Origin of the sequence: Pseudomonas sichuanensis (genome assembly GCF_024749065.1) — a bacterium.
GTDB classification, from domain to species: Bacteria; Pseudomonadota; Gammaproteobacteria; order Pseudomonadales; family Pseudomonadaceae; genus Aquipseudomonas; species Aquipseudomonas sichuanensis.
In genome coordinates, this window is the sequence record NZ_CP087185.1 from 4,063,565 (window position 1) to 4,087,468 (window position 23,904).

At 65.1% G+C, this 23,904-nt stretch carries 16 protein-coding genes; 5 read left to right on the forward strand and 11 right to left on the reverse strand.

Translation table 11 applies throughout. The annotated features are described in order from the left end of the window. Positions 1-8 precede the first annotated feature (8 nt). From LOY51_RS18485 to LOY51_RS18510, 6 genes are all read right to left on the reverse strand, one after another. Entirely contained in the window at positions 9-776 is a 768-nt protein-coding gene (locus LOY51_RS18485; RefSeq protein ID WP_125464835.1) for an SDR family NAD(P)-dependent oxidoreductase, read from the reverse strand. Between the two features lie 12 nt (positions 777-788). After that, complete coding sequence (locus LOY51_RS18490; RefSeq protein WP_125859425.1) at positions 789-2,435, reverse strand: AMP-binding protein; 1,647 nt, start codon at positions 2,433-2,435, stop codon at positions 789-791. A gap of 153 nt (positions 2,436-2,588) precedes the next feature. Further along, complete coding sequence (locus LOY51_RS18495) at positions 2,589-7,139, reverse strand: NEL-type E3 ubiquitin ligase domain-containing protein (RefSeq protein WP_258642509.1); 4,551 nt, start codon at positions 7,137-7,139, stop codon at positions 2,589-2,591. Positions 7,140-7,230: 91 nt separating this feature from the next. After that, positions 7,231-11,754, reverse strand: coding sequence for an NEL-type E3 ubiquitin ligase domain-containing protein (locus LOY51_RS18500; RefSeq protein ID WP_258642511.1), 4,524 nt, complete (start codon positions 11,752-11,754; stop codon positions 7,231-7,233). Positions 11,755-11,844: 90 nt separating this feature from the next. Further along, positions 11,845-12,855, reverse strand: a complete 1,011-nt coding sequence (locus LOY51_RS18505; RefSeq protein ID WP_125859428.1) for an AraC family transcriptional regulator — start codon at positions 12,853-12,855, stop codon at positions 11,845-11,847. A gap of 41 nt (positions 12,856-12,896) precedes the next feature. Continuing rightward, entirely contained in the window at positions 12,897-13,760 is an 864-nt protein-coding gene (locus LOY51_RS18510) for a LysR substrate-binding domain-containing protein (protein WP_125464840.1), read from the reverse strand. Positions 13,761-13,874: 114 nt separating this feature from the next. On the opposite strand from LOY51_RS18510, the gene LOY51_RS18515 reads away from it, so the two are divergent. Together LOY51_RS18515 and phnX are read left to right on the forward strand one after the other, a co-directional pair. Next, positions 13,875-14,981: a 2-aminoethylphosphonate--pyruvate transaminase gene (locus LOY51_RS18515; protein ID WP_125464841.1), complete on the forward strand. Its 1,107-nt coding sequence runs from the start codon at positions 13,875-13,877 to the stop codon at positions 14,979-14,981. A 34-nt stretch (positions 14,982-15,015) separates the two neighbouring features. Further along, complete coding sequence (gene phnX, locus LOY51_RS18520) at positions 15,016-15,843, forward strand: phosphonoacetaldehyde hydrolase (protein WP_125859430.1); 828 nt, start codon at positions 15,016-15,018, stop codon at positions 15,841-15,843. Between the two features lie 127 nt (positions 15,844-15,970). On the opposite strand, the gene chrR is transcribed toward phnX, so the two are convergent. Continuing rightward, complete coding sequence (chrR, locus tag LOY51_RS18525) at positions 15,971-16,531, reverse strand: class I chromate reductase ChrR (RefSeq protein WP_110994559.1); 561 nt, start codon at positions 16,529-16,531, stop codon at positions 15,971-15,973. Between the two features lie 157 nt (positions 16,532-16,688). Here chrR and LOY51_RS18530 point away from each other — a divergent pair, with 157 nt between their 5' ends. Next, positions 16,689-16,907, forward strand: coding sequence for a hypothetical protein (locus tag LOY51_RS18530; protein ID WP_110994558.1), 219 nt, complete (start codon positions 16,689-16,691; stop codon positions 16,905-16,907). Here LOY51_RS18530 and ldcA read toward each other — a convergent pair. The 4 genes from ldcA to LOY51_RS18550 all read right to left on the reverse strand — a co-directional run bounded on the left by ldcA (position 16,891) and on the right by LOY51_RS18550 (position 21,462). Beyond that, positions 16,891-19,140, reverse strand: a complete 2,250-nt coding sequence (gene ldcA / locus LOY51_RS18535; protein ID WP_125859432.1) for an Orn/Lys/Arg family decarboxylase — start codon at positions 19,138-19,140, stop codon at positions 16,891-16,893. The two genes, LOY51_RS18530 and ldcA, sit on opposite strands and share 17 nt — an antisense overlap. 163 nt (positions 19,141-19,303) lie before the next feature. Next, positions 19,304-20,059, reverse strand: a complete 756-nt coding sequence (dnaQ, locus tag LOY51_RS18540; RefSeq protein ID WP_125859433.1) for a DNA polymerase III subunit epsilon — start codon at positions 20,057-20,059, stop codon at positions 19,304-19,306. Between the two features lie 163 nt (positions 20,060-20,222). Then, positions 20,223-20,675, reverse strand: coding sequence for a ribonuclease HI (gene rnhA, locus LOY51_RS18545; RefSeq protein ID WP_125464845.1), 453 nt, complete (start codon positions 20,673-20,675; stop codon positions 20,223-20,225). Between the two features lie 13 nt (positions 20,676-20,688). Next, a complete protein-coding gene (locus LOY51_RS18550) occupies positions 20,689-21,462 on the reverse strand; it encodes a class I SAM-dependent methyltransferase (RefSeq protein ID WP_258642520.1) in 774 nt (257 codons plus the stop codon). Positions 21,463-21,547: 85 nt separating this feature from the next. Here LOY51_RS18550 and gloB point away from each other — a divergent pair, with 85 nt between their 5' ends. After that, on the forward strand, positions 21,548-22,327 hold the full coding sequence (gene gloB / locus LOY51_RS18555; protein ID WP_125859434.1) for a hydroxyacylglutathione hydrolase: 780 nt from the start codon (positions 21,548-21,550) through the stop codon (positions 22,325-22,327). 100 nt (positions 22,328-22,427) lie between these two features. After that, positions 22,428-23,855, forward strand: a complete 1,428-nt coding sequence (locus tag LOY51_RS18560; protein ID WP_125464848.1) for a lytic transglycosylase domain-containing protein — start codon at positions 22,428-22,430, stop codon at positions 23,853-23,855. The last annotated feature ends 49 nt before the right edge of the window (positions 23,856-23,904 follow it).

Genomic DNA, 23,904 nt, shown 5'->3' on the forward strand with positions numbered 1-23,904 from the left:
ATTGCTCCTTATTTGGCAGCCATGCGCAGCGCGCCGTCGAGGCGGATCACCTCGCCGTTGAGCATGCTGTTCTCGATGATGTGGCGGGCGAGCGCGGCGTATTCCTGCGGGCGGCCCAGGCGCGGCGGGAATGGAACCCCGGCAGCCAGGGACGCGCGCACTTCCTCGGTCATGCCGGCCATCATCGGGGTTTCGAAGATGCCCGGGGCGATGGTCATCACGCGGATGCCGAAGCGCGCCAGTTCACGGGCAGCCGGCAGGGTCAGGCTGGCGATCGCGCCTTTGGACGCGGCATAGGCGGCCTGGCCGATCTGGCCGTCGTAGGCGGCAATGGAGGCGGTGTTGATGATCACCCCACGCTCACCGCCTTCGTCGGCCTGACCCTCGGCCATGGCCGCGGCAGCCAGGCGCAGCAGGTTGAAGCTGCCGATCAGGTTGACGTTGATGACCTTGGCGAAGCTGCCCAGGGCGTGCGGGCCGTTCTTGCCCAGCACTTTCTCGGCACCGACGATGCCCGCGCAGTTGACCAGCCCGTGCAGGCTGCCGAAGGCGCTGACGGCGGCATCGACCGCTGCCTTGGCGGCCTGCTCGTCGCTGATGTCGGCCACCGCGAAGCGGGCGTTGTCACCCAACTCACGGGCCTTGGCCTCGACGGCGGCGGCGTTCAGGTCGACCAGCATGACCTTGGCGCCAGCTTCGATGAGCATTTGCGCGGTGGCGGCGCCCAGGCCCGAGGCCGCGCCGCTGACGATGAAGTGCTTGTTCTGGATATGCATGTCGGATTTCCTTCAGGCGCCCGCAGCGATCGGCTGCGCAGCTTGTTGTTTGGCGATTTCCTGGTTGCGCAGGATGAAGCGTTGCAGCTTGCCGCTCGGGGTCTTTGGCAGCTCGGCGACGAAGTCGATTTCACGCGGATAGGCGTGGGCGTACAGACGCTGGCGCACGTGCTGGCGCAGGGTTTCCTCAAGTTCGGGGCTGCCCGCGTACCCCTTGGCCAGCACCACGAACGCCTTGATCAGCTCGGTGCGCTCCGGGTCGGGCTTGCCGATCACCGCAGCCTCGATCACCGCCGGGTGCTCGATCAGCGCGCTCTCCACGTCGAACGGGCCGACACGGTAGCCGGAGGTGGTGATCACATCGTCGCTACGGCCGACGAAGCTGATGCTGCCGTCCTGGTTGAGCTCGACGGTGTCACCGGACAGGTAGTAGCGGCCGACGAACGCCTTGGTCGGCAGGCCGCGATAGCCGCCGAACCAGCACAGCGGCGAGCGTTCGCGGTCTACGGCAAGAATGCCTGGCTGTCCGGCCGGCAGCTCGAAGCCCTGTTCGTCCACCACCACGATGCGGTGACCGGGAATGGCGAAACCGGCCGACCCCAGGTGCACCGGATGCGCCAGGCCGTGGTGGTTGCACAGCACCATGCCCAGTTCGGTCTGGCCGTAGTGATCGTGAATGGTCACCCCCAGTTCGTCGGCGAACCAGCGGATCACCTCGGGATTGAGCGGCTCGCCCGCGCTGCTGACCACCCGCAGGCGGCCCTTGATCGGTGCCGAGAACTGCTCCCCGGCGGCGATCAGCAGACGGTAGGCGGTGGGTGAGCCGGCCAGGTTGGTGATGCCCAGCTTGTCGATGATCCGCGCACAGCTGTCGACACTGAACGGGCCGTCGTAGAAGGTGGTGGCATGGCCCAGGGACAACGGGCCGGTGACGGCGTAGTAGAGACCGTAGGCCCAGCCCGGATCGGCCAGGTTCCAGAACCGGTCGTCCGCACGCAAGTCGATGGCATCGCGCATGTAGCCCTGGAAGGCGACGATGGCGCGCAGCGGTACTTCCAGCGGCTTGGCCGGGCCGGTGGTGCCGGAGGTGAACATCAGCAGGAAGGCATCGTCACCGGTACGCATCACTGGCTCGCAGTGGCTGTCCGCCGCGTCGAGGGCCTGGTGAAAGTCCAGCTCGCCGGCGCGCGCACCGACCGTGATGAGCACCGGGCAGTCCGCGACGTCATCGAGCTTGGCGCGGTTGTTGCGGTCAGTGACCACCAGCCGGGCCTGGGACTGTTCGAGGCGGTGCTCGATGGCTTTTGGGCCGAAGGCGGTGAACAGCGGCTGATAGACCGCGCCCACTCGCCAGGTGGCAAGGATGGTCACCAGCAATTCAGGCGTGCGCGGCATGAGCCCGGCCACCCGATCACCGGCCCCGACACCTTGGGCCTTGAGCACATTGGCCAAGCGTGCCGCCAAACCCTGCAACTGCTCGAATGTGTAGCGCCCGCTGTTGCCGTCACGATCCTCCCAGATCAGGGCGGCACGGTCGCCACCGACATGCCGGTCGCAGCACTCGACGCAGGCATTCAGAGCGTCAAGGGTGCCGTGCAAGGCCGCTTCCACGGCCTGGACATGATCGAAGGAACGGGCGGCCTCGGCGTAATCGCGCATCGTCGGACTCCTGGATTGTTATTGTTGGAGTGCTTCATCGGTCCGACGATGTTCGCGCCGCAGTCAGGCGGCAGCAATGGCCAAAGACGTCAATCTGGATGACCGGTTTGGCCGCTACGCAAGGCTGAACAGCCAGAGGCGATCAAACCGTCCTCAGCGCTCGCCGGGCGCCACCCTGGCCAAGGCCTCCCGGGTCAAGCGCAGGTACCAGGCCTGCTCGGCCTCCAGCAGCGCCTGACGCAAGGCGTCAGCCTGCGCAAGGTATCCACCTTCATTGATTTCACCCGCTATGCGCCGCTCATCCAGCCGCTCCAGGTCGGCGAAGAAAGGCTCCTGGACCTCATCCAGGCTGGTCGCATGCTGCTGTTTCAGGTACGCCTGCCAGAAATCGCGCTGACTGATGAAGCGTGCCAGTACTTCACCATTCGCCTCGGCGGCACGTACGCTGCGCTCGGCATCCGCGAGTTGCTCGTCGCCGACATGAGCCATGGATCTGAACTGCATGGTCCTGGGTTGGCGCGGCAATGACAGGCGCTCGGCAAGACCGATCCGATAGGCCAGGTCGACTTCGACCTCATCGACACTTTCGTCCGGGTACTGCCTGCGCAAGGCACGCTCCACCCGTGGCAGGTCAGCGCGGGCGTAAGCCTGGACCTGTTCCAGGCGGAACAGCCGCCGCGCCATTTCCAGGCGCCGACCCTCGGCCTGCCCGGCGTCTGCGCGACGCAACATCTGCGCCACCTGGACACGCACCTCCAGGGCACTGAAGCAGCCGATCACACTGTCCGCGCAGGTACGTCCCGAACCGGCCCAGTTGAACAGTTCCTCGCGCAACGCGCTCTGCTCCGACGCGGCCTCGATCATGTCCCACAAGCGGTTGCCCAGGTCTTCGCGGGCTTCACGATAGTCACTGGTGCCGGTGAGTTCGGCGAACAACTGCAACAGCGCTTCACTCTCGGGCTCGGCGGCCAGCAAATCCCATTGCTGCTCGCGCCGCTCACGCAGCAACCCATCCTCACTACCCACCCAGATCTGCCGGGCCTGTTCCACGGTGACCTCCTGCGTGGTGCCAGCGGCCCCCTCGTTGACCGGTTCAAGCATGGCGCTGCCTGGATGCATCAGCCGAGCATGGGCGCTGGCGGGCAAGGGGTTGCCAGCCAGCAGCAAGGCCCGCCGGAAGCTGTACGGTGTCTGGAAAACGATCGGTTGCAACGTGGCGATCTGGTTGTCTCGCAGATCCGCCAGTTCCAGATAGCCGGCCCACAACAAGTCCGCAGGCAAGCGCTGCAGCCGGCAGTTTCGCGCATGCAACTCTCGCAGGCGGCGCAGTTCATCCAGCGGCAGGTCGACAGGCCCCAGCGGATTGTCGCTCACATCCAGCAGCCGCAACTGCCCAAGGGGCTGGAGCACCACCGAAGACTGCTCGTCCAGACGAATACGATTGTTGTTCAGCCGAAGCTCATGCAGGCGGGTCATCGAACCCAGCCCGTTTGGCAACTGGGTCAGGCGGTTGTTGCTCAGGTTGCACCAGCGGGCATTTGGAAAGCATTGCAAGAAGCGTGTCGGCAGCGACTGAAGCTCCAGCTGGACAAGCACAAGTTCGGTAACCTGGAGGAAGCTCACGCCCGCAGGTATCTCAGGCAGGCCATGGGTGGGCACCCCGACCAGGCTCAGGCGCATGCCGAAACCGGTGCCCTGGCTGTCGACCAACCGCTCTGCGCGCAACTGCCACGCACGGCTGATGTCCTGGGCGACGCGCTGACGCGCCGCTCGATGTTCGGCCTGTTCGCTGATCCACGCCTGCAGGCTCTCATGCAGATCGCGGTACTGCTGCTCATGGCGCAGCAGACGGCTGAACGCCTGCGTATGCGATTGCCGGTAGTCCGCCATCCATACTTCCAGTTCGGCCTCTTCGATGCCCGGGTACAGCGCGCGTACCCGTGCGCGGAAAGTGCTTTCCATTGCCTGCCTGGGGTCACCCCGCCCACTGAGCGGATAGCCCACGCGCCCATCAGGCATGCGCCTGCCAGGATTGAACCAGGGTCGGGCGGGTGAAATGCCGGCGGATAGCGCAATGTCTCGACGCGAGGAAGGCAACGATTGTTGCAACGTCTGGCGAACCTTGGCCGGGGCGTCATCCCCGGTCCAGCCCAGGCGTTGCCGATCACTCGGCGCCAGCATGGCCAGCAGCACCTGCTCCCAGCCGCTGGGCTCGTCGACCTCGACTTCCGAGGCACGGCCGTCGTTGTACAACCGGTAGCGCCCTTCATTGCGCACCAGGGTGGTCAGCAGCCCTGGCCGTCCTTCAGGGAAGATGAGCCCCAGGCGGCGCCCGCTGTCGCTGCCCTGGCGTACTTCCAGATTGATGCTTTGCGGCCATGCAGCCTGGCGCGAAAGCAGCGAAAGCACCAGGGCGCAGGTTTCGTCGCAGTGGCTGTCCTGCAGGTAGAACCCTTCCAGCGCACGGGTCAGCCTCGCTTCGCGCAGCAGTTCACGGGCCTTTTCCGCCAGTGCCAGCGGAACTCGCCGCGCCTCGGTCATGCGCTGGCGCTGAGCCGTCGTGGCTTCGCCCAGCACGGCGGCGGCATAGGCGTCGGGCAAACCTGGAAAGTCACGCTGAACCAGGCCCAGCAACGCGTCTGGGTGTACGTAGCGGACCGCAAAGTGCTCGAGCAGCCTGCCACGCAAGGCTCGGGCGTGCAGCAGTATCGCATCAGGCTGCTCGACCTCCTGCAGCCCTGCGATTTCGGGCTGGTGCAAGCACCACGCGAAGTACTCGCGGGATCCGGACGGCACCTCGCCCCTGCCCAGTGCGGTGAAAAAGGCGTCGATGGCGTCACTCACCTCGAACCGTTCAAGGGTGTCGCGCAAGGTCACGGGCAACGGGCGGTTTTCCACCAGCAATCCACGCAGACCGTCCTCGTCGAAACCGGCAACTTTGAGGATCTGCGCGACCCGCTCTGGCGAACGGGCCTGCGCCCCTGGCCACAGCACCCCCAGCATGCGCCTGCTGCCGCTCCACGCCTGAGGCTCATCATGAGCAAGACGCCAGGCGCGTTCACCATTGCTGACCAGCTCGGGGCCATAGGCGGCATCATTGCCGGGGTGACGCAGGGACCAGTTGGCACCGGGGCGGGCCTGTTGAACTTCGTAGTAGTCATCCGCATCTCGCCACCAGTGGCGTTGCCCATCGCCGTACAGGCCACGTTCGGTGAGTGTGGCGCTGCCTGGCAGGCCCGCAGTGCGATAGGGCTGCAGATCGTCCGACCATAACCGTTCCTTGCCCGGCATCACCGTGACCGGCTTCAGGCCGTCGACGAAGGCGCTGCCGACGAAGCGTCGCGCCGCAACGGCGCCGCCTGCCACCAGGGTGTTGCCGACCACCGTCTGCGCCACATTGAGAAGGTGCTCCAAGGCTTCGTGATCCCGCCCCTTGCTCCAGTCGGCAACCCCTTCGTATACCTGCGTCAGCGTTTCCTGAAGCATCTTCGCCAGTAACAGCTCCCCCACTCCCGGCACGAAGAATGCTGCCAGATTGAGCAGCGTCAGGCCCACCTCTTCCAACTCTTCGCGTCGGCGCCTGGACGCCGCGGCATCGACCTGCCGAGTGGGCACCACCAGCAAGCACGCATCCTGCAGGATCCGCTCGACCTGTCGCTGGGCCAGGGCAGCGAAGACGTCGTGGCGGCTCACCTTGCCGCGAGGTTGCATGTCTGGGGAACTGTCCTGCACTCGGGTGCGTAGCGTCGTGATGAATCGCGCTCGCTGGCCAAGCGCCACGCGCTGCAACAGATACCCCTGGAATGCCGGGTCCTTGACCAGAGTACCCAGGCCGGCATTCATTTGCGCCCAGGAGTCGTACCCTTTCAGCACAGCCTGCGGGGCGCCTGGCAGATAGCACACCAGCCCCTTGACCACGTTGCCCGCCAGGTCATCGCTGAGGACGAACAGCAATGCCCCATCGACCGGGCAATCCAGCAGGTCCAGTGTCTGCACGCTGATGAACGCGCTGTCCGGATGAGTGATCAATTGCCCGTCACAGGCCTTGAGCAACAGGCTCAATACGTCTTCGTCTATTTCCTGCTTCATCGCTGCAATCTGAGCGGCGACACCCAGCCCCAGACGCCCGTCGTCGGCTATCTGCCGCCGTAGTTCGGCATCGAGCCGGGCCTGCAGATGTTCCTGGTAGCGCTGGCCGACATCCAGCGAACGGCACTGCTCCACCAGTTTGTCCAGCGCCACCGGCAACGGCAGGTCCGGGCCCTCCCCCTGCAGCGCGGCACCTTGCGCCAGCCCGGTGCCTGGGAAAAACGCCTGGCCTTGCTCGAAGTTCTGCAGCAATCGCTGCAACGCCGGCTCTCGCAGCGTAACCCGGCTTATGGTGCCGCCTGGCATGGCAATCTCGGGAAGGAAGGGTGAAGTACCACGCTTGAAGCCCTGGAAGGCCTCCTCCCAACGCAGTATCTCCAAGGGCTGCGCGATACCCAGCCCGCGCGACAGCATCCGTTCGAACAGTGGCCGGGCGAAATCGATCGGCGACTCGATCTGGCGCCAGGCCTCGGCAAGCCGGTCCTGGGTCGCTCGGTGTGCCTGGAAGCGCGCCCGCAGGGCTTGCAACTGATCGACACTGGCGGATCTGAGCCATGCAGGCAGTTGCTGCGCAATGAACGCGTCTGTAGCGGAAGGTAGGGGCGTGCCGGACATGGTTGTCGCTTCCTGAGGGATGAGAGCGACAACCCTGCCCGCTGTACGTGCGGCGGATCAGCGGGAAATACGCCCGGTCGGGCGTTGCACGCTAGGTGAGCGAGCCATTGGCCTCACGCTCGAGTGCCTCCTCGGTAAGCCGAAGCGCCAAGGTCTGTTCTGCCGAAGTACGCCCACCGACCAGCGCATCCCAGCGTTCTCTGTATTCCTGGCTGTCCAATGCCGAAGCTTCATCGTCAAGCTCGCTGCCATACCGCGAGAACGTCTCTGCCAATGCCGAAAATGCAGCGCCATGGCGCTTTTCCAGGTAGGAGCGCCAGAAATCACGCCCACTGATGCTTTGCGCCAGCGCCGGGGACGCCTCTGTCGCCTTCACTTCAGCCAACGCCTTGGCCTTCCTCGTCGCATCGATATGCGAAAGACTCTCGAAGCGCAAGTTGCGCGGCTGGTTCGGCAAGTTCAACTCGCTGGCCAGCGAGGTGCGATAGCCGAGGATAACCTGCAGCGCATCGACGCCTGCCGACTGCGGATCGTCAGCGCGTAGCGCCGCGTCCTGCTGACGAACGTCCTCAGCGGCGATCTCGTCCAGCTTTTCCAATCGGAACAATTGCCTCCCCAGCACTAGCAGCCCGTCACCACCAACGCCCTGGGCACCCAGGACGTTGGCCTTGTACACCAGTTCGTGGATCATCAAGCGGCTGAAGCGCTCCACATGGCTGTCATGACAGCCGCGCACCTCATCAGCGTGCAGGAAGATCTCCTCACGCAGTTGCGCATCCTGATCCATGCTCTCAAGCAACGGCCAGAGTTGCTCGGACATGTAACCCGGCGCTCGCACGAAATCCGGGGTCGCCGTCAGGTTGCGCAGCAACTCGAACAGGCCAGCACTGCCGGGCAGTGCTTCCAGCCGTGTCCACAACTGCATACGGGCCTGGTCATTACGCCTGTCCTTGTCCAGCGCCAGCCAGCGCTGCATCACCGCTCCTGGCTCGGGGGTGTTTTCCTCGTTATCCACCTGGTCCAGCAGAAATCCGTGCTGCAGATCCACCTGATACAGACGCTCCATCGCTTGGTAGTCCAGCGGATTGCCCAGAAGGTTCAGGCGTCGCCGGAACGACCATGGCTGAGCGGCCAGTGCGTCCGACACACTGCGGATGCGGTTGTTGCTCAGGTCAGCTGTGCGCAGCAGCGCGCAGTGCTCGATACCGTCAGGCACTTCGAGCAACTCGCACCCTCTGGCCCGAAGTGTCGTCAACTCAGGCAGACGGTCGAAACGCAACGGCAACCGGCGAATCGGATTGAAGCTCAGATCCAGGACCTGCAAGTTGTCCAGCTCGGCCAGCACCTGCTGGTCACTGTCGGTCATGCGTATCTGGTTCGACAGCAGCAGCAGGCTGCGCAGGCCTGTGAACCGGGCAAGCGAAGGCGGTATTGCGCCGATCCGATTGCTGTTGAGGTTCAGCACGCTCAGGGAGTCGAAGACATGCAGGAAGTTGCCATTCACCGCCGTCAGCCCCATGCGCACCATCGTCAACTCGGTGACATGGCCCAGATCGATATCCGCCGGCAACTCCGGCAGACTGCCGATACGCCAGCCGCTGATGTCCAGACGCATGCCGTCAGCCCGCCTTTGCGCGCCACGCGCAACTTCTCCCTCGAAACGCCAGATGGCGCGCAAGCGATTGGCGAACTGCGCACGCACTCGACGAAGCTGCGGTTCCGTATCGGTGTGGGTCCAGCGCCGTAGTGCTTCGTCAAGGTCGTTGTAGTTGCGCTCCTGCCGGGCGATCGCTTCGAACGGCCGCTCATTGTCACGCTGTAATCCCTGAACATAACCTTCCACTTCGTCGGCATCAAAAGCGGGGTACAGCATGCGCACTCGCTGTCGCAACCGCTCGGTGGACGGACGTGAGGAGCGCCCGCCGAGCTCGTAACCGACACGCCCATCGGCCAGGCGCCGGCCCGGGTTGAACCATGGCGTGGACACGCGCCAACCCAGGCGCGCCAGCACACTGCTGCGTGTCGCCGGCAACTGCTCGATCAGCGCATTGCGCAACTGCTCGGCAAGGTCGCTGGCGTCGAATTTCAGGGCCCTGCGGTCCGACTCTTTGAGCAAGGCCGCAAGCGCCTCGAACAGGCCGCCGGGCTCTGCCACATCCTCCTCCCGTGGACGGCCTGCACTGTCGTAGAGCCAGAAACGCCCGTTACGGGTGAACAGCACGATGCGCTCGGCGCTCGGCCCTTGCGGATCGAGAATCGCCAGCGTGGCACCGTTCTCGGAACCTTCATGCAACTCCAGGTTGAGGCGTTCGGGCCAACCGGGCAGGCGTCCGAGCAATGCGATGACCAGTTCGGCCGTCGCACTGGAACAAGCACTGCGCAGGTACAGGCCCTCCACGGCGCGGTTGGCGCGCGACAGCTCAAGCAAGGCCCGGGCCCGCTTGCCCAACGCGAAGGGCAGGCGCGCTTCGGCCAGTGCCTGTGCCTCCACTTCAGGTTCGACCTCGCGTGCGACCTCCTCGACATACGCCTGCGGCAACCCGGGGAAATCGCGCCGCACAAGGGCCGCCAAGCCCTGCGAAGGCGCAGCCTGGGTGGACAGATGCTCAAGCAGTGCCCCCTGCAACTCGGCCTGCCGTCCGGCAAGCTCCCTGGCAATGGCGGCATCGTCCAGGCCTTGCATGTCGTCACGGCTCTTGCACCATGCCAGAACCTGGTCATCTTCCAGGCTCGGATCAGGCAAGCGCAGGGCAACGAAGAGTTTCGCCAGCCTGGCGTCGGCCTCGAAACGCCGAAGGGTGTCACGCAGGTTGACCGGCGTGGGACGGTTTTCCACCCACACCCCCCGCAGCTCATCCTTGTCCATGCCCGCCGTCCTCAGGATGCGATCGGCCTGCACGGCATCGAACGGAGGTTCATGGGGCCAGAGCCGGTTGAGCATGTCGGTGCTGTCATCCCACTCCAGCGGTCGCTCCTGGCGCAGGCGCCAGCCCCGCTCGCCATTGTGTTCCAGCGGCGGCTCGTAGGCACCCTCTGCATCGGGGTGGCGCAAGCGCCAGGCCTGGCCCGGCGCAGGCTGATGCACTTCGTAGTAGCGAGTACCGATGCGCAGCCAGCGCTGCTGCGCGTGCGCGTACAGACCATCCTGCCCAAGCGTCGCCGGGCCCGGGTCCGACTCATAGACACTCAAGTCGTCGTTCCACAAGCGTTCGCCGCCTGCCGAGAGCGGCACCGGCTCCAGCGCGTCGACAAACGCGCTGCCCTGGAAACTGCGCGCCACTGCGCCGGCGCCGGCCACCGTCGCCCCGGTGACGAGCACGGTTTGCGCCACATGCAGCAGGTGCTCCCTGGCCTCATGCTGATGGCCTTCGGACCAGTCCTCGATACCGGTATAAACCTCACCGAGCAGATCGACGACCAGCTTGCCGAATAGCACCAGCCCGACAACCGGCACTGCCAGGCCGACCAGGCCGAGTGCCGCCCAACCGACAGACTTCCAGCGTTCCAGGCGTTGCTCGGCGGCCTTATGGTCGACTGCCTCGTTCGAAACCAGCAGTACCCGCGCATCCGCCTCGAAACGCTCGACCTGGGACAGCGCCAGCGCCGCGAAGATATCGCCAACCGCCACCACCCCTTGCACCTCGAGATCAGGCACATCGTCCTGCAAGCGCATGTTGAGGGTAGTGACGAATTCCGCGCGCTGATCGAGGCCGACCAGCGGGTAGAATTGCTGGCGCGCATCGTCCCGACTCAGCTCCATGGCCAGGAATGCTTGCAGCTGCAACTGCGAATCGAACCGTCGCAGAGGGCATTGCCGGTCAGTGGGCAGGTACAGGACCACGCCACTGTCCTCTCCCTGCTCGTTGCGCAGCTGGATCTTCAGGCCGTTGGCGATCTTGCACCCGAGCAACTGCAACTCACCGGCGTAGGCAGCCAGAGGCGCCGAGGACGCGTGCGGCGCCGAGGACAGCAGGCGGCCCAGGGCTGCGTGCTCCTCGGCACTTATCCAGCCCTGCATGAGCCCCAGCTCGCAACTCAGGGCGAAGCCCGTGCGCTGGTGCGTCGCAAGCAACGCGCGAGCTTCGCTGGTAAAGGCTTTCTGCAACAACGCTTGGTAGCCATCTCCCACCTTGAGTGCCCTGACCCGCTTGACCAGCGTGCCCAGGTCCTCGAACAGCAGCTTTTCATCAGCACTGGCGGTCAGCCCGCTCCCCTCGTAGAACGAGGCATCGGCGGCGAACCCCTGCATCAGCCGCAGCAATGCCGGATAGCGCAAGTAGTGGATCTGGTCCTCAGGCAGACCGCCCCCCAAGGGCACTCGAAAGCGGCGCCTTACCTCCAGCCAGTCAAGCTTGGCGAGCGCGGGGCCAGCGGGCAGCAGTTCGCCGATCAAGGGGTCGAATGCTTGCTCGGCAAAGCGTTGCGGCGACATCAGCGACCGTTCGAGTGCCGCCAGTGCCTTGCCGCTGTCGGCGTGCGCTTTGAAGCGCGAAGACAGTGTGCGGACCTGCTCGGCCGAGCCTGTGCGCAGCCAGGCCGGCAACTTCGCGGCGATGAAGCCATCGGTCAACTGCTCGGGAGTCAAGGGAGTGGGGGTTGGAGTTGTAACCGTCATGGGTTGGACGACCTGCATGATTAAGGGACGTCCACCCTCTACAGCCTCAACGCTCGATCACAGCGGGAAACGCCGTCACCTGTTCGAGCGCTACCCCTGCATGACCAGTTGCCGGTAGTGCCCCGGATTGCAGCCGAACCACTTGCGAAACGCCTTGTAGAACGAGCTGCTGTCGGCAAAGCCCAGGCGTTCGGCGATATCGCCCATGGCGGGCTCGACCTCGCCCAGCCAGGTCACGGCCAATTCACGTCGCACGCTGTCCTTCAGGCCTTGGTAACTTTGCCCTTCGTCCGCCAGGCGACGTCTGAAGGTCGACGGCGACAGGCATAAACGCCGGGCCAGGCTTTCGGCATCGGGCCATTGTGCTGGCGCCAGTTGCAGCAAGTCGTGGCGAATGCGCCGGGCCAGGCTGGCCGGGTCGCGGTATTTGACCAGGATGTTGCCCGGCGCCTCGGCGAGGAAACGCTGCAGCTCCTCCGGCGTGCGCTTGAGCGGCAGATCGAGGCAGTCGGCGGCGATGATCATGCGCGTGCGCGGGCGCTCGAATTGCAGGTTTTCGGAGAACATCACCCGGTAGTCGTCACAGAACGGCGGTTCGGCGCAGCGCAGATCGATGGCCAGGATCGGGATGCGCCGGCCCGCCAGCCAGCAGGCGACGCCGTGCACGATCATCCAGAAGGTGAAATAGGTGAAGGCCCGGCGCGGCTCATCGCGCGGTTCATTGATGACGATCTCGGCCAGGCTTTGCTGGCGCACCAGGCCCGGCTGCAGGTCTTCGAGCATCAGCCCGAGGAAGTCCAGGGCAGTGCGCAGGCCGTCGGCCAGGGTCGGTTGCATCATCGCCGCGCGGCACAGGAACGCCAGGCTGCCGCTGCGCAGGCCGCGCGGGTCCATGGCGAAGAATTCGTCGTTGCAGCGCCGCGCCAGCAGGCGCCAGAGCCGGGCATAGGCGTCCGCGCTCACCCGCGCCTGGGGCAGGTCGAGATGCTGCGCGTCGATCCCGGCGCCGGCCAGCAACGCCGCGTCCGGCTCGCCCGCCGGGCAGGTCTGCAACAGCGCTTCGCGCACCAGTTGCATGGAGATGGTGTCTTTCTCGCTCATCGACGATCCATTGTGCTCTGTGGCCGCCATCTTAAGGCTTGTCAGACGCTCGCAGCCAGACCAAGGAACGCCTGGATCAGGCGCAGTTCGCGGCGTCGCTCCAGACAGCCGATCATGTGTTGGTTGACCAGCCCCGCGCCGCTCAAGGGGCGCGCCACCACCCTTGGGTCATGGGCAACCTCGGTGGACGACACCACGCCGATGCCCAACTCGGCCGCCACTGCCTCGGTGACCGCCTCACGGCTGTCCAGCTCCAGCAGCACCCGCGGCAGTACACGGCCCTCGGCACAGGCCTTGTCGAACGTGCGCCGGGTGGTTGAGCTTGGCTCGCGCAATACCATGATCTGCTTGTCCAGCTCGGACAGCGGCAGGTCGCCGTCAGCCTTGGCCCAGGCATGCCCTGCCGGCAACAGCGCGCACAGGCGCGACTCGCACAGGCTCTGCAGGTGCAGGCCCTTGCGCGGTTCGATCTCGGTCAGCACCGCGACATCGGCATGTTCGGACAGCAACGCGGCCAGCGTCTCCTGGGCATTGCCCAGGCGCAGGTTGACGGTGATGCCGGGGTAGCGCTCGCGCAGCAGCGCCAGCATCGGCATTACCCGGTGCGGCCCGTCGGCGGCCACCTCCAGGCGTCCGGTCAGCAACTGGCGGTTTGCCTCGAGCATCGCCTGGGCTTCCTCGGCAAGGCCGAACATGGCCCGGGTGATGGCCGCCAGCCGAGTGCCCTCCTCGGTCAGTTCGACCCGCCGCGCGGTGCGCCGCAGCAAGGTGATCTGGTAGTGCTCCTCCAGCGCCTTGACGTGCCCGGTGACCGCCGGCTGGCTGATGAACAGGCGCTCGGCGGCGCGGGTGAAGCTGCCCTCACGGGCCACGGCATCGAAGGCGCGGAGCTGGAACAGGTTCATATCTATCGGCCTGACTTATGGCTGGCATAACGACAAACAATTTGAATGATGGACCGGCGAATTGCAACCTAGCCCCCATAAGTTTCCAGCCCACCGCATGTGAGGAACCACGGAATGAGCAACGCCCCGATCCTGCTGACCCCCGGCCCCCTGACCACCTCGATCCGCACCCGCCAAGCCATGCTGGTGGACTGGGGTTCCTGGGACCGTGACTTCAACCAGCTGACCGCCAGCGTATGCGAGCAGCTGCTGGCGATCATCGACGGTGCCGCCAGCCACCACTGCGTGCCCCTGCAAGGTAGCGGTACCTTCGCCGTGGAAGCGGCCATCGGCACCCTGGTGCCGCGTGACGGCAAGGTGCTGGTGCTGATCAACGGCGCTTATGGCCAGCGCCTGGCAAAGATCTGCAAGGTACTGGGCCGCCAGTACAGCACCTTCGAAACCGCCGAGGACCAGCCGACCACCGCCGCAGACGTCGACCGCCTGCTGGCCGCCGACCCAAGCGTTACCCACGTGGCCCTGATCCACTGCGAGACCAGCACCGGCATCCTCAACCCGCTGGCCGAGATCGCCCAGGTGATCAAGCGCCACGGCAAACGCCTGATCATCGACGCCATGAGCTCGTTCGGCGCGCTGCCCATCGATGCCCGCGAAATTCCGTTCGAGGCGCTGATCGCAGCGTCCGGCAAATGCCTCGAGGGCGTACCGGGGATGGGCTTCGTGTTCGCCGAGAAAACCGCCCTGGCCGCCGCCGAAGGCAATGCCCACTCGCTGGCCATGGACCTGCACGACCAGCACGCCTACATGGCCAAGACCGGCCAGTGGCGCTTCACCCCGCCGACCCACGTGGTCGCCGCGCTGCACGAAGCACTGCAGCAGTACGCCGAGGAAGGCGGCCTGCCGGCACGGCACCAGCGCTATGCCGACAACTGCAAGACCCTGCTCGACGGCATGGCGAAGATCGGCTTGCAGAGCTTCCTCCCCGCCGAGATCCAGGCGCCGATCATCGTCACTTTCCACGCCCCCAGCGATGCTCGATACCAGTTCAAGGACTTCTACGAGCGGGTCAAGGCCAAGGGTTTCATCCTCTACCCGGGCAAGCTGACCCAGGTCGAAACCTTCCGCGTCGGCTGCATCGGCGTGGTCGGCCCTGACGGCATGCAGGCCGCCGTCAACGCCGTGGCCGAGGTGCTGCGGGAAATGGAAGTGCTGGACATCTGACCCTCTGCCTACCCAACTTCAGGAAACCGCGCACATGAACTACAGCAACCCTACCCAGCTGCAAGCCGCCATCCTCGACTGGGCCGGCACCGTGGTCGACTTCGGCTCCTTCGCCCCCACCCAGATCTTCGTCGAGGCCTTCGCCGAGTTCGACGTGCAAGTGTCCATCGAAGAGGCTCGCGGCCCGATGGGCATGGGCAAGTGGGACCATATCCGCACCCTGTGCGACGTGCCGGAAATCGCCGAGCGCTACCGCAAGGTGTTTGGCCGCACGCCCACCGATGATGACGTCACCGCCATCTATGAACGCTTCATGCCCCTGCAGATCGAGAAGATCGCCGTGCACTCGGCGCTGATCCCCGGTGCGTTGGACACCTTGACCGGCCTGCGCAAAGGCGGGCTGAAGATCGGTTCGTGCTCGGGCTACCCGAAGGTGGTGATGGACAAGGTGGTCGAGCTGGCCGCGCAGAACGGCTATGTCGCCGACCACGTGGTGGCCACCGACGAAACCCCGAACGGCCGCCCATGGCCGGCCCAGGCCCTGGCCAACGTGATTGCCTTGGGCATCGACGATGTGGCGGCGTGCGTGAAGGTGGACGACACCGTGCCGGGCATCCTCGAAGGCCGCCGCGCCGGGATGTGGACCGTGGCGCTGGTGTGCTCCGGCAATGCCCTGGGCTTGACCTGGGAAGGCTACCAGGCGCTGAGCGCGGATAAGCTGGAGAGCGAGCGCAAGCGGATTCACCAGCTGTTCGCCAGCTCGCGCCCGCACTACCTGATCGACACCATCAATGAGTTGCCAGAGGTGATTGCCGATATCAACCGGCGGCTGGCCAAGGGCGAGATGCCGCAGGCGTTCTGACAGATCGGTGTCGCATTCTTCGCGGGTGAACCCGCTCCCACAGGAACATCACAGACTTCAAAGGCAGTGATATCTCTGTGGGAGCGGGTTCACCCGCGAAGGCGTCAGCGCAGGCAACCAAAAACCATCAAACTGCCCGGTTGAGCTTCACCCACGAGGCGAACTTGTCGATGAAGCCTTGCAGGAACGGCCGGGTCTTGTCGCTCAATTTACCGCTGTCCTCGAACAGCGTTGCCGCACCGCCGAGGTAAGCCTCGGGCATCTGCATGCAGGGCATGTCGAGAAACACCAGCGACTGGCGCACAGCGTGGTTGGCGCCAAAGCCACCGATGGCCCCTGGCGACACACTGACCACCGCCGCCGGCTTGCCGCTCCAGGCGCTCTGCCCATAGGGGCGCGAACCCACGTCGATGGCGTTCTTCAAGCCTCCGGGCACGGAACGGTTGTACTCGGGGGTAACGAACAGCACCGCGTCGCTACGCCGGATCTCGTCACGAAAACGCTTCCACGCCTCAGGCGGCGCCTCAGCCTCGACATCCTCGTTGTACAACGGCAAATCGCCGATTTCGACGATCCTCAGGGCAAGGCTGGACGGCGCCAGCTCAGACAGCGCGCGGGCGACCTTGCGGTTGTAGGAGTCCTTGCGCAAGCTGCCGACAACGACCGCTACCGAATAGACCTGGCTCATGGCGTTTGCATCCTCTGCGTGGGAAATGGGACGTACTAGTTATAGATGACCGTTCCTCGGGCCCTGGATTTTTTTCCGCCCGGGCAAAAACTCCCAGGCGTTTCGCTGGTCTATGGCTGCAGACATTTCCCCAACGTTTCAGAGGGTTTCACCCAAAATGGCAGCAGTAATGGTCGGCCAGTTCCACGCCCGCGACGCCGAAGGCCGTATCTATCCCGTGCACGAATTCCAGGAGTCGACGCTCCAGGCCGACGGCAGCACCCTCGGTGCACCGATCACCACCTATCGCCTGGCCATTGGCGACCGGGTCAACTACCTGGGCGAGGACCGTTTCGAGCTGGCCCAGACCGGCGTCGAGATCATTCGCATTCCTTGATGCAGTCGACCGTGTACGCGCCGTGCTCGTGCTGCAGGCCATGCACATCGGCGACGAAGCCGGGGAAGCCCTGGTCGAAGGCCCGGGCGAACGCCAGGTAATCGAGGATCGAGCGGGTCGCCTCGGTGAACCGCTCGCCCGGCATGATCAGCGGGATACCCGGCGGGTACGGCACCAGCATCACCGCCGCAACCCGCCCCAGCAGCTGTTCGATCGGCACCGCCTCCACCTCTTCCTTCACCATCCGGTCATAGGCCTGGGCCGGGCTCATGGCCACCTCCGGCAGTTTGGTGAACAGCCGTTTCAGCTGCTTGGCGGTGGCGTTGGCGCGGTAGCAGTCGTGCAACTGCTGACACAACTCACGCAGGCCCAGCCCCTGGTAGCGCGCAGGCTGTTCGCCAACCACACTGGGTAGGCATTGCAGCAACGGCGTATTGCCATCGTAATGGCGCTTGAACTCCAGCAGCTCGGTAAGCAGGGTGCTCCACTTGCCCTTGGTGATCCCCATCGAGAACAGCACCAGGAAGCTGTACAACCCGGTCTTCTCCACCACCAACCCGCGCTCCCAGAGAAACTTGCTGACCACTGCCGCCGGTATGCCGTGCTCAGCCAGCACACCACCGGCGTTGAGCCCGGGCATGACCAGGGTGACCTTGAGCGGGTCGAGCAGCACGTAGTCGTCCGCCACCTCGCCAAAGCCATGCCACTCGGACCCCGGCTGCAACAGCCAGTCCGCGGCCGCCAGGCGCTGGGTGCCCTCGGTCGCCGGCGGCTGCCAGATACCGAACCACCAGTCGTCGGCGGCGATGTGCTCGCGCAGGTTGGCCAGGGCCCGGCGAAAGCTCAGCGCCTCGTCGAACATCTCCTGCAGCAGTGAACGCCCGGCCGGGCCTTCCATCATCGCCGAGGCCACGTCCAGCGAGGCCAGGATGCTGTACTGCGGTGAGGTGGAGATATGCATCATGAACGCTTCGTTGAAGCGGTCGCGGTCAAGCGCACGGGTGGCGCCATCCTGCACATGGATCATCGACGCCTGGCTGAAGGCGGCCAGCAGCTTGTGGGTGGAATGGGTGCTGAACAGCAGCGGGCCATCGTCGGCCTTGGGCGTGCCCATGGCATAACGGCCGGTAAAGAAATCGTGGAAGGCGGCGTAGGCGAACCAGGCCTCGTCGAAATGCAGCACCTCGACACTGGCGCCGAGGGCCTGCTTGATCAAGCCCGCGTGGTAGCACAGCCCGTCGTAGGTAGAGTTGGTCACCACCGCCAGCCTGATCTTCGCGGCCCGGCCCTGGGCCAGCGGATGGGCCTGGATCTTCGCCTGGATCGATTCGGCGCTGAACTCGCTGAGCGGGATCGGCCCGATGATGCCCTGCTCGTTGCGCTCCGGGCACAGGTAGATGGGGATGGCGCCGGTCATGATGATCGCGTGCACCACCGACTTGTGGCAGTTGCGGTCCACCAGCACCAGGTCATCGCGACCGACCATGGCGTGCCAGACGATCTTGTTGGCGGTGGAGGTGCCGTTGATCACGAAAAAAGTGTGGTCGGCGCCGAAGTTGCGCGCCGCGCGGGCCTCGGCTTCGGCCAGGGGGCCGGTGTGGTCGAGCAGCGAGCCGAGTTCGGGCACCGAGACCGACAGGTCCGAGCGCAGGGTGTTCTCGCCGAAGAACTGGTGGAAGGCCTGCCCCACCGGGCTCTTGCGATACGCCACGCCACCGCCATGGCCCGGTGTGTGCCAGGAATAATTCGATTGCGCGGTGTGCTGCACCAGCGCCTTGAAGAACGGCGGCAGCAGGCCATCGAGGTAATTGTGCGCGGCCCGAGCCACCTGGCGAGCGAGAAAGGGCACGGTGTCCTCGAACAGGTAGAGGATGCCGCGCAGCTGGTTGAGCTCGCTCATGGCCTCGGCGGGGGCGTTTTCCAGGGTGACCTGCTCGCCCAGGGCGAAGATCGGCAGGTGCGGCGCACGCAGGCGGGCCAGGCGGATCAGCTCGGCCATGTGCTGCAGCAGGTGGTTGTTGTCACCGGCCCCTTCGGCGCCGATCAGCATGCAGGCCAGCCCGTGGTGGGTGGCAGCGACCAGACGCGCTTCGGTGTAGTCGCCGGCGGCGAGGATGCTGAAACCGTCCTGGGCCAGCTCGGCGGCGATGCCACGCACCCGCTCGCCGGCAACGCTGTCAGCCTTGATCGCCCGGTGGACGATGAGGATGGGGAACTTGAGGTCCTTGTACATCAGGCGGCTACCTCTGCGGGGGCTTTTTTCCCTCAGGGTAGTCGAGTGTGGTGTTATCAGTACCGGCCTGATCGCCGGCAAGCCGGCTCCCACAGGGTGCGGCGCAGCATGCGGTCTATGTGGGAGCTGGCTTGCCAGCGATGGGGGCCAGCCTGCCTTCGAATCAGTTGGCAGCCGGCTCGGTCAACGCCTGCCACATGGCCGGCCCACCGGCCGACTTGGCTACCGCCGCCAGGCGCTCGGCATGGGCTTGCAGCTCTTCCTCGCTGGCCATGATCACTCGCCCCGGCGCACGGCCGGCGATCCGGCGGATCTCGCTACCGGTGCTGCCTTGGCCATCTTCATCGCCCCCAGCATCACCGGCCAGCGACAGGCTGGTCTGCCCACCGGTCATCGCCAGATAGACGTCGGCCAGCAGTTCCGAGTCGAGCAGTGCGCCGTGCAGATCACGGCCGGAGTTGTCGATGCCGTAGCGTTTGCACAGGGCATCGAGGCTGTTGCGCTGCCCCGGGTGGCGCGAGCGCGCCATCATCAGGGTGTCGAGGATCGGGCAGTGCTGGGAGATATCGGCGCGGTCGTGCTGGCCCAGCAGGGCGAATTCGTTGTTGATGAAGCCTACGTCGAACGCCGCGTTGTGGATGACCAGGGTGGCGCCCTGGATGAATTCGAAGAACTCCTCGGCCACATCGGCGAACCGCGGCTTGCCGACCAGGAAGGCATCGGTGATGCCGTGGACGTTGATGGCGCCCTCGTCACTCTCGCGGTCGGGCTGCAGGTAGACGTGGAAGTGCCGCCCGGTCAGGCGTCGGCCCACAACCTCGACACAACCGATCTCGATGATGCGGTGGCCGTCGGCCACTGGCATACCCGTGGTTTCGGTGTCGAGGATGATGAACCGTTTGTCTTGCTGCTGCTCCACGCGGGGACTCCAACATGCGGTGCTTGAATTCAGGGCGGGAGTATACCGGACTCGGGGCCGCTTTGCGGCCCTTCGCGGCTAAAGCCGCTCCCACACTGGAGCGCATGGAACCTGTGGGAGCGGCTTTAGCCGCGAAGGGCTGCGCAGCAGCCCCATATGGATATCAACGCTTGGCGCGAAGCTCTTCGACACCGCGGTTGGCCAACTGATCAGCCCGTTCGTTGCCCGGGTGGCCAATGTGCCCGCGCACCCACTTCCAGGTCACCTTGTGGCGGTTGACCTGCTCATCGAGGGCCATCCACAGGTCGGCGTTCTTCACCGGTTCCTTCGCGGCAGTCTTCCAGCCACGCTTCTTCCAGTTGACCATCCACTCGTTGATGCCCTTCATCACGTATTGCGAGTCGGTGGTCAGCACCACCGCGCATTCACGCTTGAGCGCCTTCAACCCTTCGATCGCGGCCATCAGCTCCATGCGGTTGTTGGTGGTTTCGCGCTCGCCGCCCCACAACTCCTTCTCGACGCCCTTGAACACCATCAGCACGCCCCAGCCGCCCGGGCCAGGGTTGCCTTTACAGGCACCATCGGTGTAGATCTCGACGATTTCGCTTTCGCTCATGTACCACTCATCTTCAATGCTTTTCGATATCGGGGTTGCTGGCGTTGCGGTTGACCTTGGCCAGCGGCAGCGGCAAAAGCTTGCCCATGGGCTCGCGGCGCTCCTGACGAAGTGGCCGCAGGCCGACCATGATCTTGCGTGCCACCAGCAGGTAGACACCGCCACCGGCCGTCTGCCAGCCACCGGCAATGCGCTCCCAGCCAGCCAGGCGTTGCTGCCAGGCCGCCGAGGCAAGCGGCGGACGATAGCACCCGAAACGGCGTTTCTCCAGCGCGAAGCCCAGCAGGTTGAGCCAGTCGCCAACCCGCGACGGCGGGATGCAGCGCGCCTTGCGCAAGGCGCCGTGGCTGAAGAAATGGCGCATGCCCCAGCTGCTCCAGGGGTTGATACCGACGATAAGCAGATGGCCACCTGGGCGCACCGCACTGGCCGCTTCGCGCAGCAGGCCATGGGGCGACAGGCTGAAATCCAGGCCATGTTGCAACACCACCACGTCGGCGGCGTGCTCTGACAGCGGCCAGGCCTGCTCCTCGCAGACGATCTCGACCCCCGGCAGCGGCGCGCCCAAGCGCACGTTGCGCTGCACCTGCGGGGCATTGGGCGGGGCGTCGGCACCGGGACCGTAATGCACCAGATAACCGCCGAAGAAGCGGCCGAGCTCTTGTTCGAGCAGTTTCTGTTCTTCCTCGAGCATCAATTGCCCGAGCGGCCCGTTGAACCACTCGCGGGCCAGGCTGATCAGTTCAACCCACTCGGGGTCGGACTGGGCGAAGGCTTGGTCGGTCATTGCGTTCTCCCTCGAAGGTTCTCCGGCCGCGCCATCGCGGCTAAGATGCCTTCAATGTCCCGGCTTGGCGATACGGATCCGCACCATGATACAGATCGATGCCCTACCCGCTTTCTCCGACAACTACATCTGGTTGTTACAGGATACTGCCAATCGCCGCTGCGCGGTGGTCGACCCCGGTGATGCCGGGCCGGTGCAGGCCTGGCTTGACGCCCACTCTGGTTGGGTACTGACGGACATCCTCGTCACCCACCACCATCACGACCACGTCGGCGGCGTCGAAGCGCTGAAAAAGGCTACCGGCGCCCGCGTCTGCGGCCCTGCCCACGAACGCATCCCGGCCCGCGACCTGGCCCTGGAAGACAACGCCAGCGTGCAGGTGCTGGGGCTCGACTTCGAGGTGCTGGCCATGCCCGGCCATACCCTTGGGCACATCGCCTATTACACTGCGCAACCGGCCACGCCGCTACTGTTCTGTGGCGACACCCTGTTCGCCGCCGGTTGCGGCCGCCTGTTCGAAGGCACCCCGGAGCAGATGCACCATTCATTGCAGCGCCTGGCCGCCCTGCCCGCTGCAACCCAGGTGTACTGCACCCACGAATACACCCTGAGCAACCTGCGCTTCGCCCGCGCCGTAGAGCCGCACAACCCGCACGTTCTGCAGCGGTTCGAAGACGTTACCCGGCTGCGCGCCGAAAATCGCATCAGCTTGCCCTCGACCATCGGCCTGGAACGTCAGACCAACCCTTTTTTGCGCACTGCTGAAACATCCGTTAAAGAAAAAGCAGACGAATGGAAGGGTCTTTCAAACCCCACCCAAGCCACTGTTTTTGCTGCCTTGAGGTCTTGGAAGGACGTGTTCTGATAACCCTAAGATATATCGCGACACAGGTACAAAGGTTGACCCGGCCGGGACCGGTTTCTAGAATCGCCGAAATTTTTTGCCCGGATAACTGTCCCAGCCGATGCCTTCCACTAGCCGCAGAACCTCTCATTCGGTCGCCCTGACGCGACTGGCCCAGATCAGTGCACTGGCGCTGGCCGCCACCCTGGTCGGCTGCCAGAGCACCCGTCAGCTCGACGAATCCGACAGCGTTCGCGCGCACAATTACCAGGCGCGGATCAAGCACAAGCCCGCCCCGCTGCTGGTCAAACCGAAGGAGCAGGCCCCGCAGGACGTGTGGGAGCGCATGCGCCAGGGCTTCGCCCTGCAGGACAACGTCGACGTCAACCCGCGCATCGAGCAGCAGCGCCTGTGGTTCGCCAGCAACCCGTCGTTCCTCGAGAACGCCGGCGAGCGTGGCAGCCTCTACCTGCACTACATCGTCGAGCGCCTGGAAGAGCGTGACATGCCGCTGGAGCTGGCCCTGCTGCCGGCCATCGAGAGCGCCTACAACCCGATGGCCTACTCCCGCGCGCACGCCGCCGGCATGTGGCAGTTCATCCCGTCCACCGGGCGCCACTTCAACCTGCGCCAGACCAACTTCTACGATGGCCGCCGCGACATCACCGCATCGACCAACGCCGCGCTGGATTACCTGAACCGCCTGCACGACATGTTCAACGGCGACTGGCTGCTGGCCCTGGCTGCCTACAACGCCGGCGAAGGCACCGTCAGCCGCGCCATCGAGCGCAACGAACGCCTTGGCCTGCCCACCGACTACTGGAACCTGCCGCTGCCGCAGGAAACCCGCGACTACGTGCCCAAGCTGCTGGCCCTGTCGCAGGTGGTCAACACCCCGCAAGCCTATGGCGTCAACCTCAACCCGATCGCCAACGAGCCCTACTTCGAAGCCGTCGCCATCAACGAACGCCTCGACCTGTCGCGGGTCGCCGCCTTCGCCGACATCGACGAGGACGAGCTGATCCAGCTCAACCCGGCGTTCAAGAAGCGCATGACCGTGGACGGCCCCAAGCAACTGCTGGTGCCCACCGCCAAAGCGCAGTTGCTGACCGATCGCATGTCCAACCTCAAGCCCGAGGAGCTGGTCAGCCTGCAGCCGAACAAGGCCGTGTTCAATGCTGCCCTGGCCGAGGCCAAGGCGCCGGCGGCGCGCAGCTACCGGGTCAAACGCGGCGATAACCTGGCCAGCATCGCCAAGGCCAACCGGGTGTCGGTCAAGCAGCTGCAGGGCTGGAACAAGCTGCGCGGCAACAGCCTCAAGGTCGGCCAGGTACTGGCCCTGCGTGGTGGCAGCGCACCGAGCGCCGCCGCCAACCGGGTCGCCGACTCGAAGCAGCGCTCCACCCAGTACAAGGTGCGCAAGGGCGACTCGTATTACCTGGTGGCCAAGCGCTTCAATGTCGAGATGCAGCACCTCAAGCGCTGGAACCCGCGCAGCGGCCATGCGCTCAAGCCAGGGCAAACGCTGACCGTTTACCTGGCGCGCTGAGCCACAACGTCGAAGCCCGCGCCCCACCCTGTGGGAGCGGGTTTACCCG

Coding starts and splice junctions, on each gene's coding strand:
- LOY51_RS18530 (WP_110994558.1), top strand. CDS start 16,689: ATGGCAGCAGTAATGGTCGGCCAGTTCCACGCCCGCGACGCCGAAGGC.
- chrR (WP_110994559.1), bottom strand. CDS start 16,531: ATGAGCCAGGTCTATTCGGTAGCGGTCGTTGTCGGCAGCTTGCGCAAG.
- LOY51_RS18485 (WP_125464835.1), bottom strand. CDS start 776: ATGCATATCCAGAACAAGCACTTCATCGTCAGCGGCGCGGCCTCGGGC.
- gloB (WP_125859434.1), top strand. CDS start 21,548: ATGATACAGATCGATGCCCTACCCGCTTTCTCCGACAACTACATCTGG.
- ldcA (WP_125859432.1), bottom strand. CDS start 19,140: ATGTACAAGGACCTCAAGTTCCCCATCCTCATCGTCCACCGGGCGATC.
- rnhA (WP_125464845.1), bottom strand. CDS start 20,675: ATGAGCGAAAGCGAAATCGTCGAGATCTACACCGATGGTGCCTGTAAA.
- LOY51_RS18495 (WP_258642509.1), bottom strand. CDS start 7,139: ATGTCCGGCACGCCCCTACCTTCCGCTACAGACGCGTTCATTGCGCAG.
- LOY51_RS18505 (WP_125859428.1), bottom strand. CDS start 12,855: ATGAGCGAGAAAGACACCATCTCCATGCAACTGGTGCGCGAAGCGCTG.
- LOY51_RS18515 (WP_125464841.1), top strand. CDS start 13,875: ATGAGCAACGCCCCGATCCTGCTGACCCCCGGCCCCCTGACCACCTCG.
- LOY51_RS18550 (WP_258642520.1), bottom strand. CDS start 21,462: ATGACCGACCAAGCCTTCGCCCAGTCCGACCCCGAGTGGGTTGAACTG.
- LOY51_RS18500 (WP_258642511.1), bottom strand. CDS start 11,754: ATGACGGTTACAACTCCAACCCCCACTCCCTTGACTCCCGAGCAGTTG.
- LOY51_RS18560 (WP_125464848.1), top strand. CDS start 22,428: ATGCCTTCCACTAGCCGCAGAACCTCTCATTCGGTCGCCCTGACGCGA.
- LOY51_RS18510 (WP_125464840.1), bottom strand. CDS start 13,760: ATGAACCTGTTCCAGCTCCGCGCCTTCGATGCCGTGGCCCGTGAGGGC.
- phnX (WP_125859430.1), top strand. CDS start 15,016: ATGAACTACAGCAACCCTACCCAGCTGCAAGCCGCCATCCTCGACTGG.
- LOY51_RS18490 (WP_125859425.1), bottom strand. CDS start 2,435: ATGCGCGATTACGCCGAGGCCGCCCGTTCCTTCGATCATGTCCAGGCC.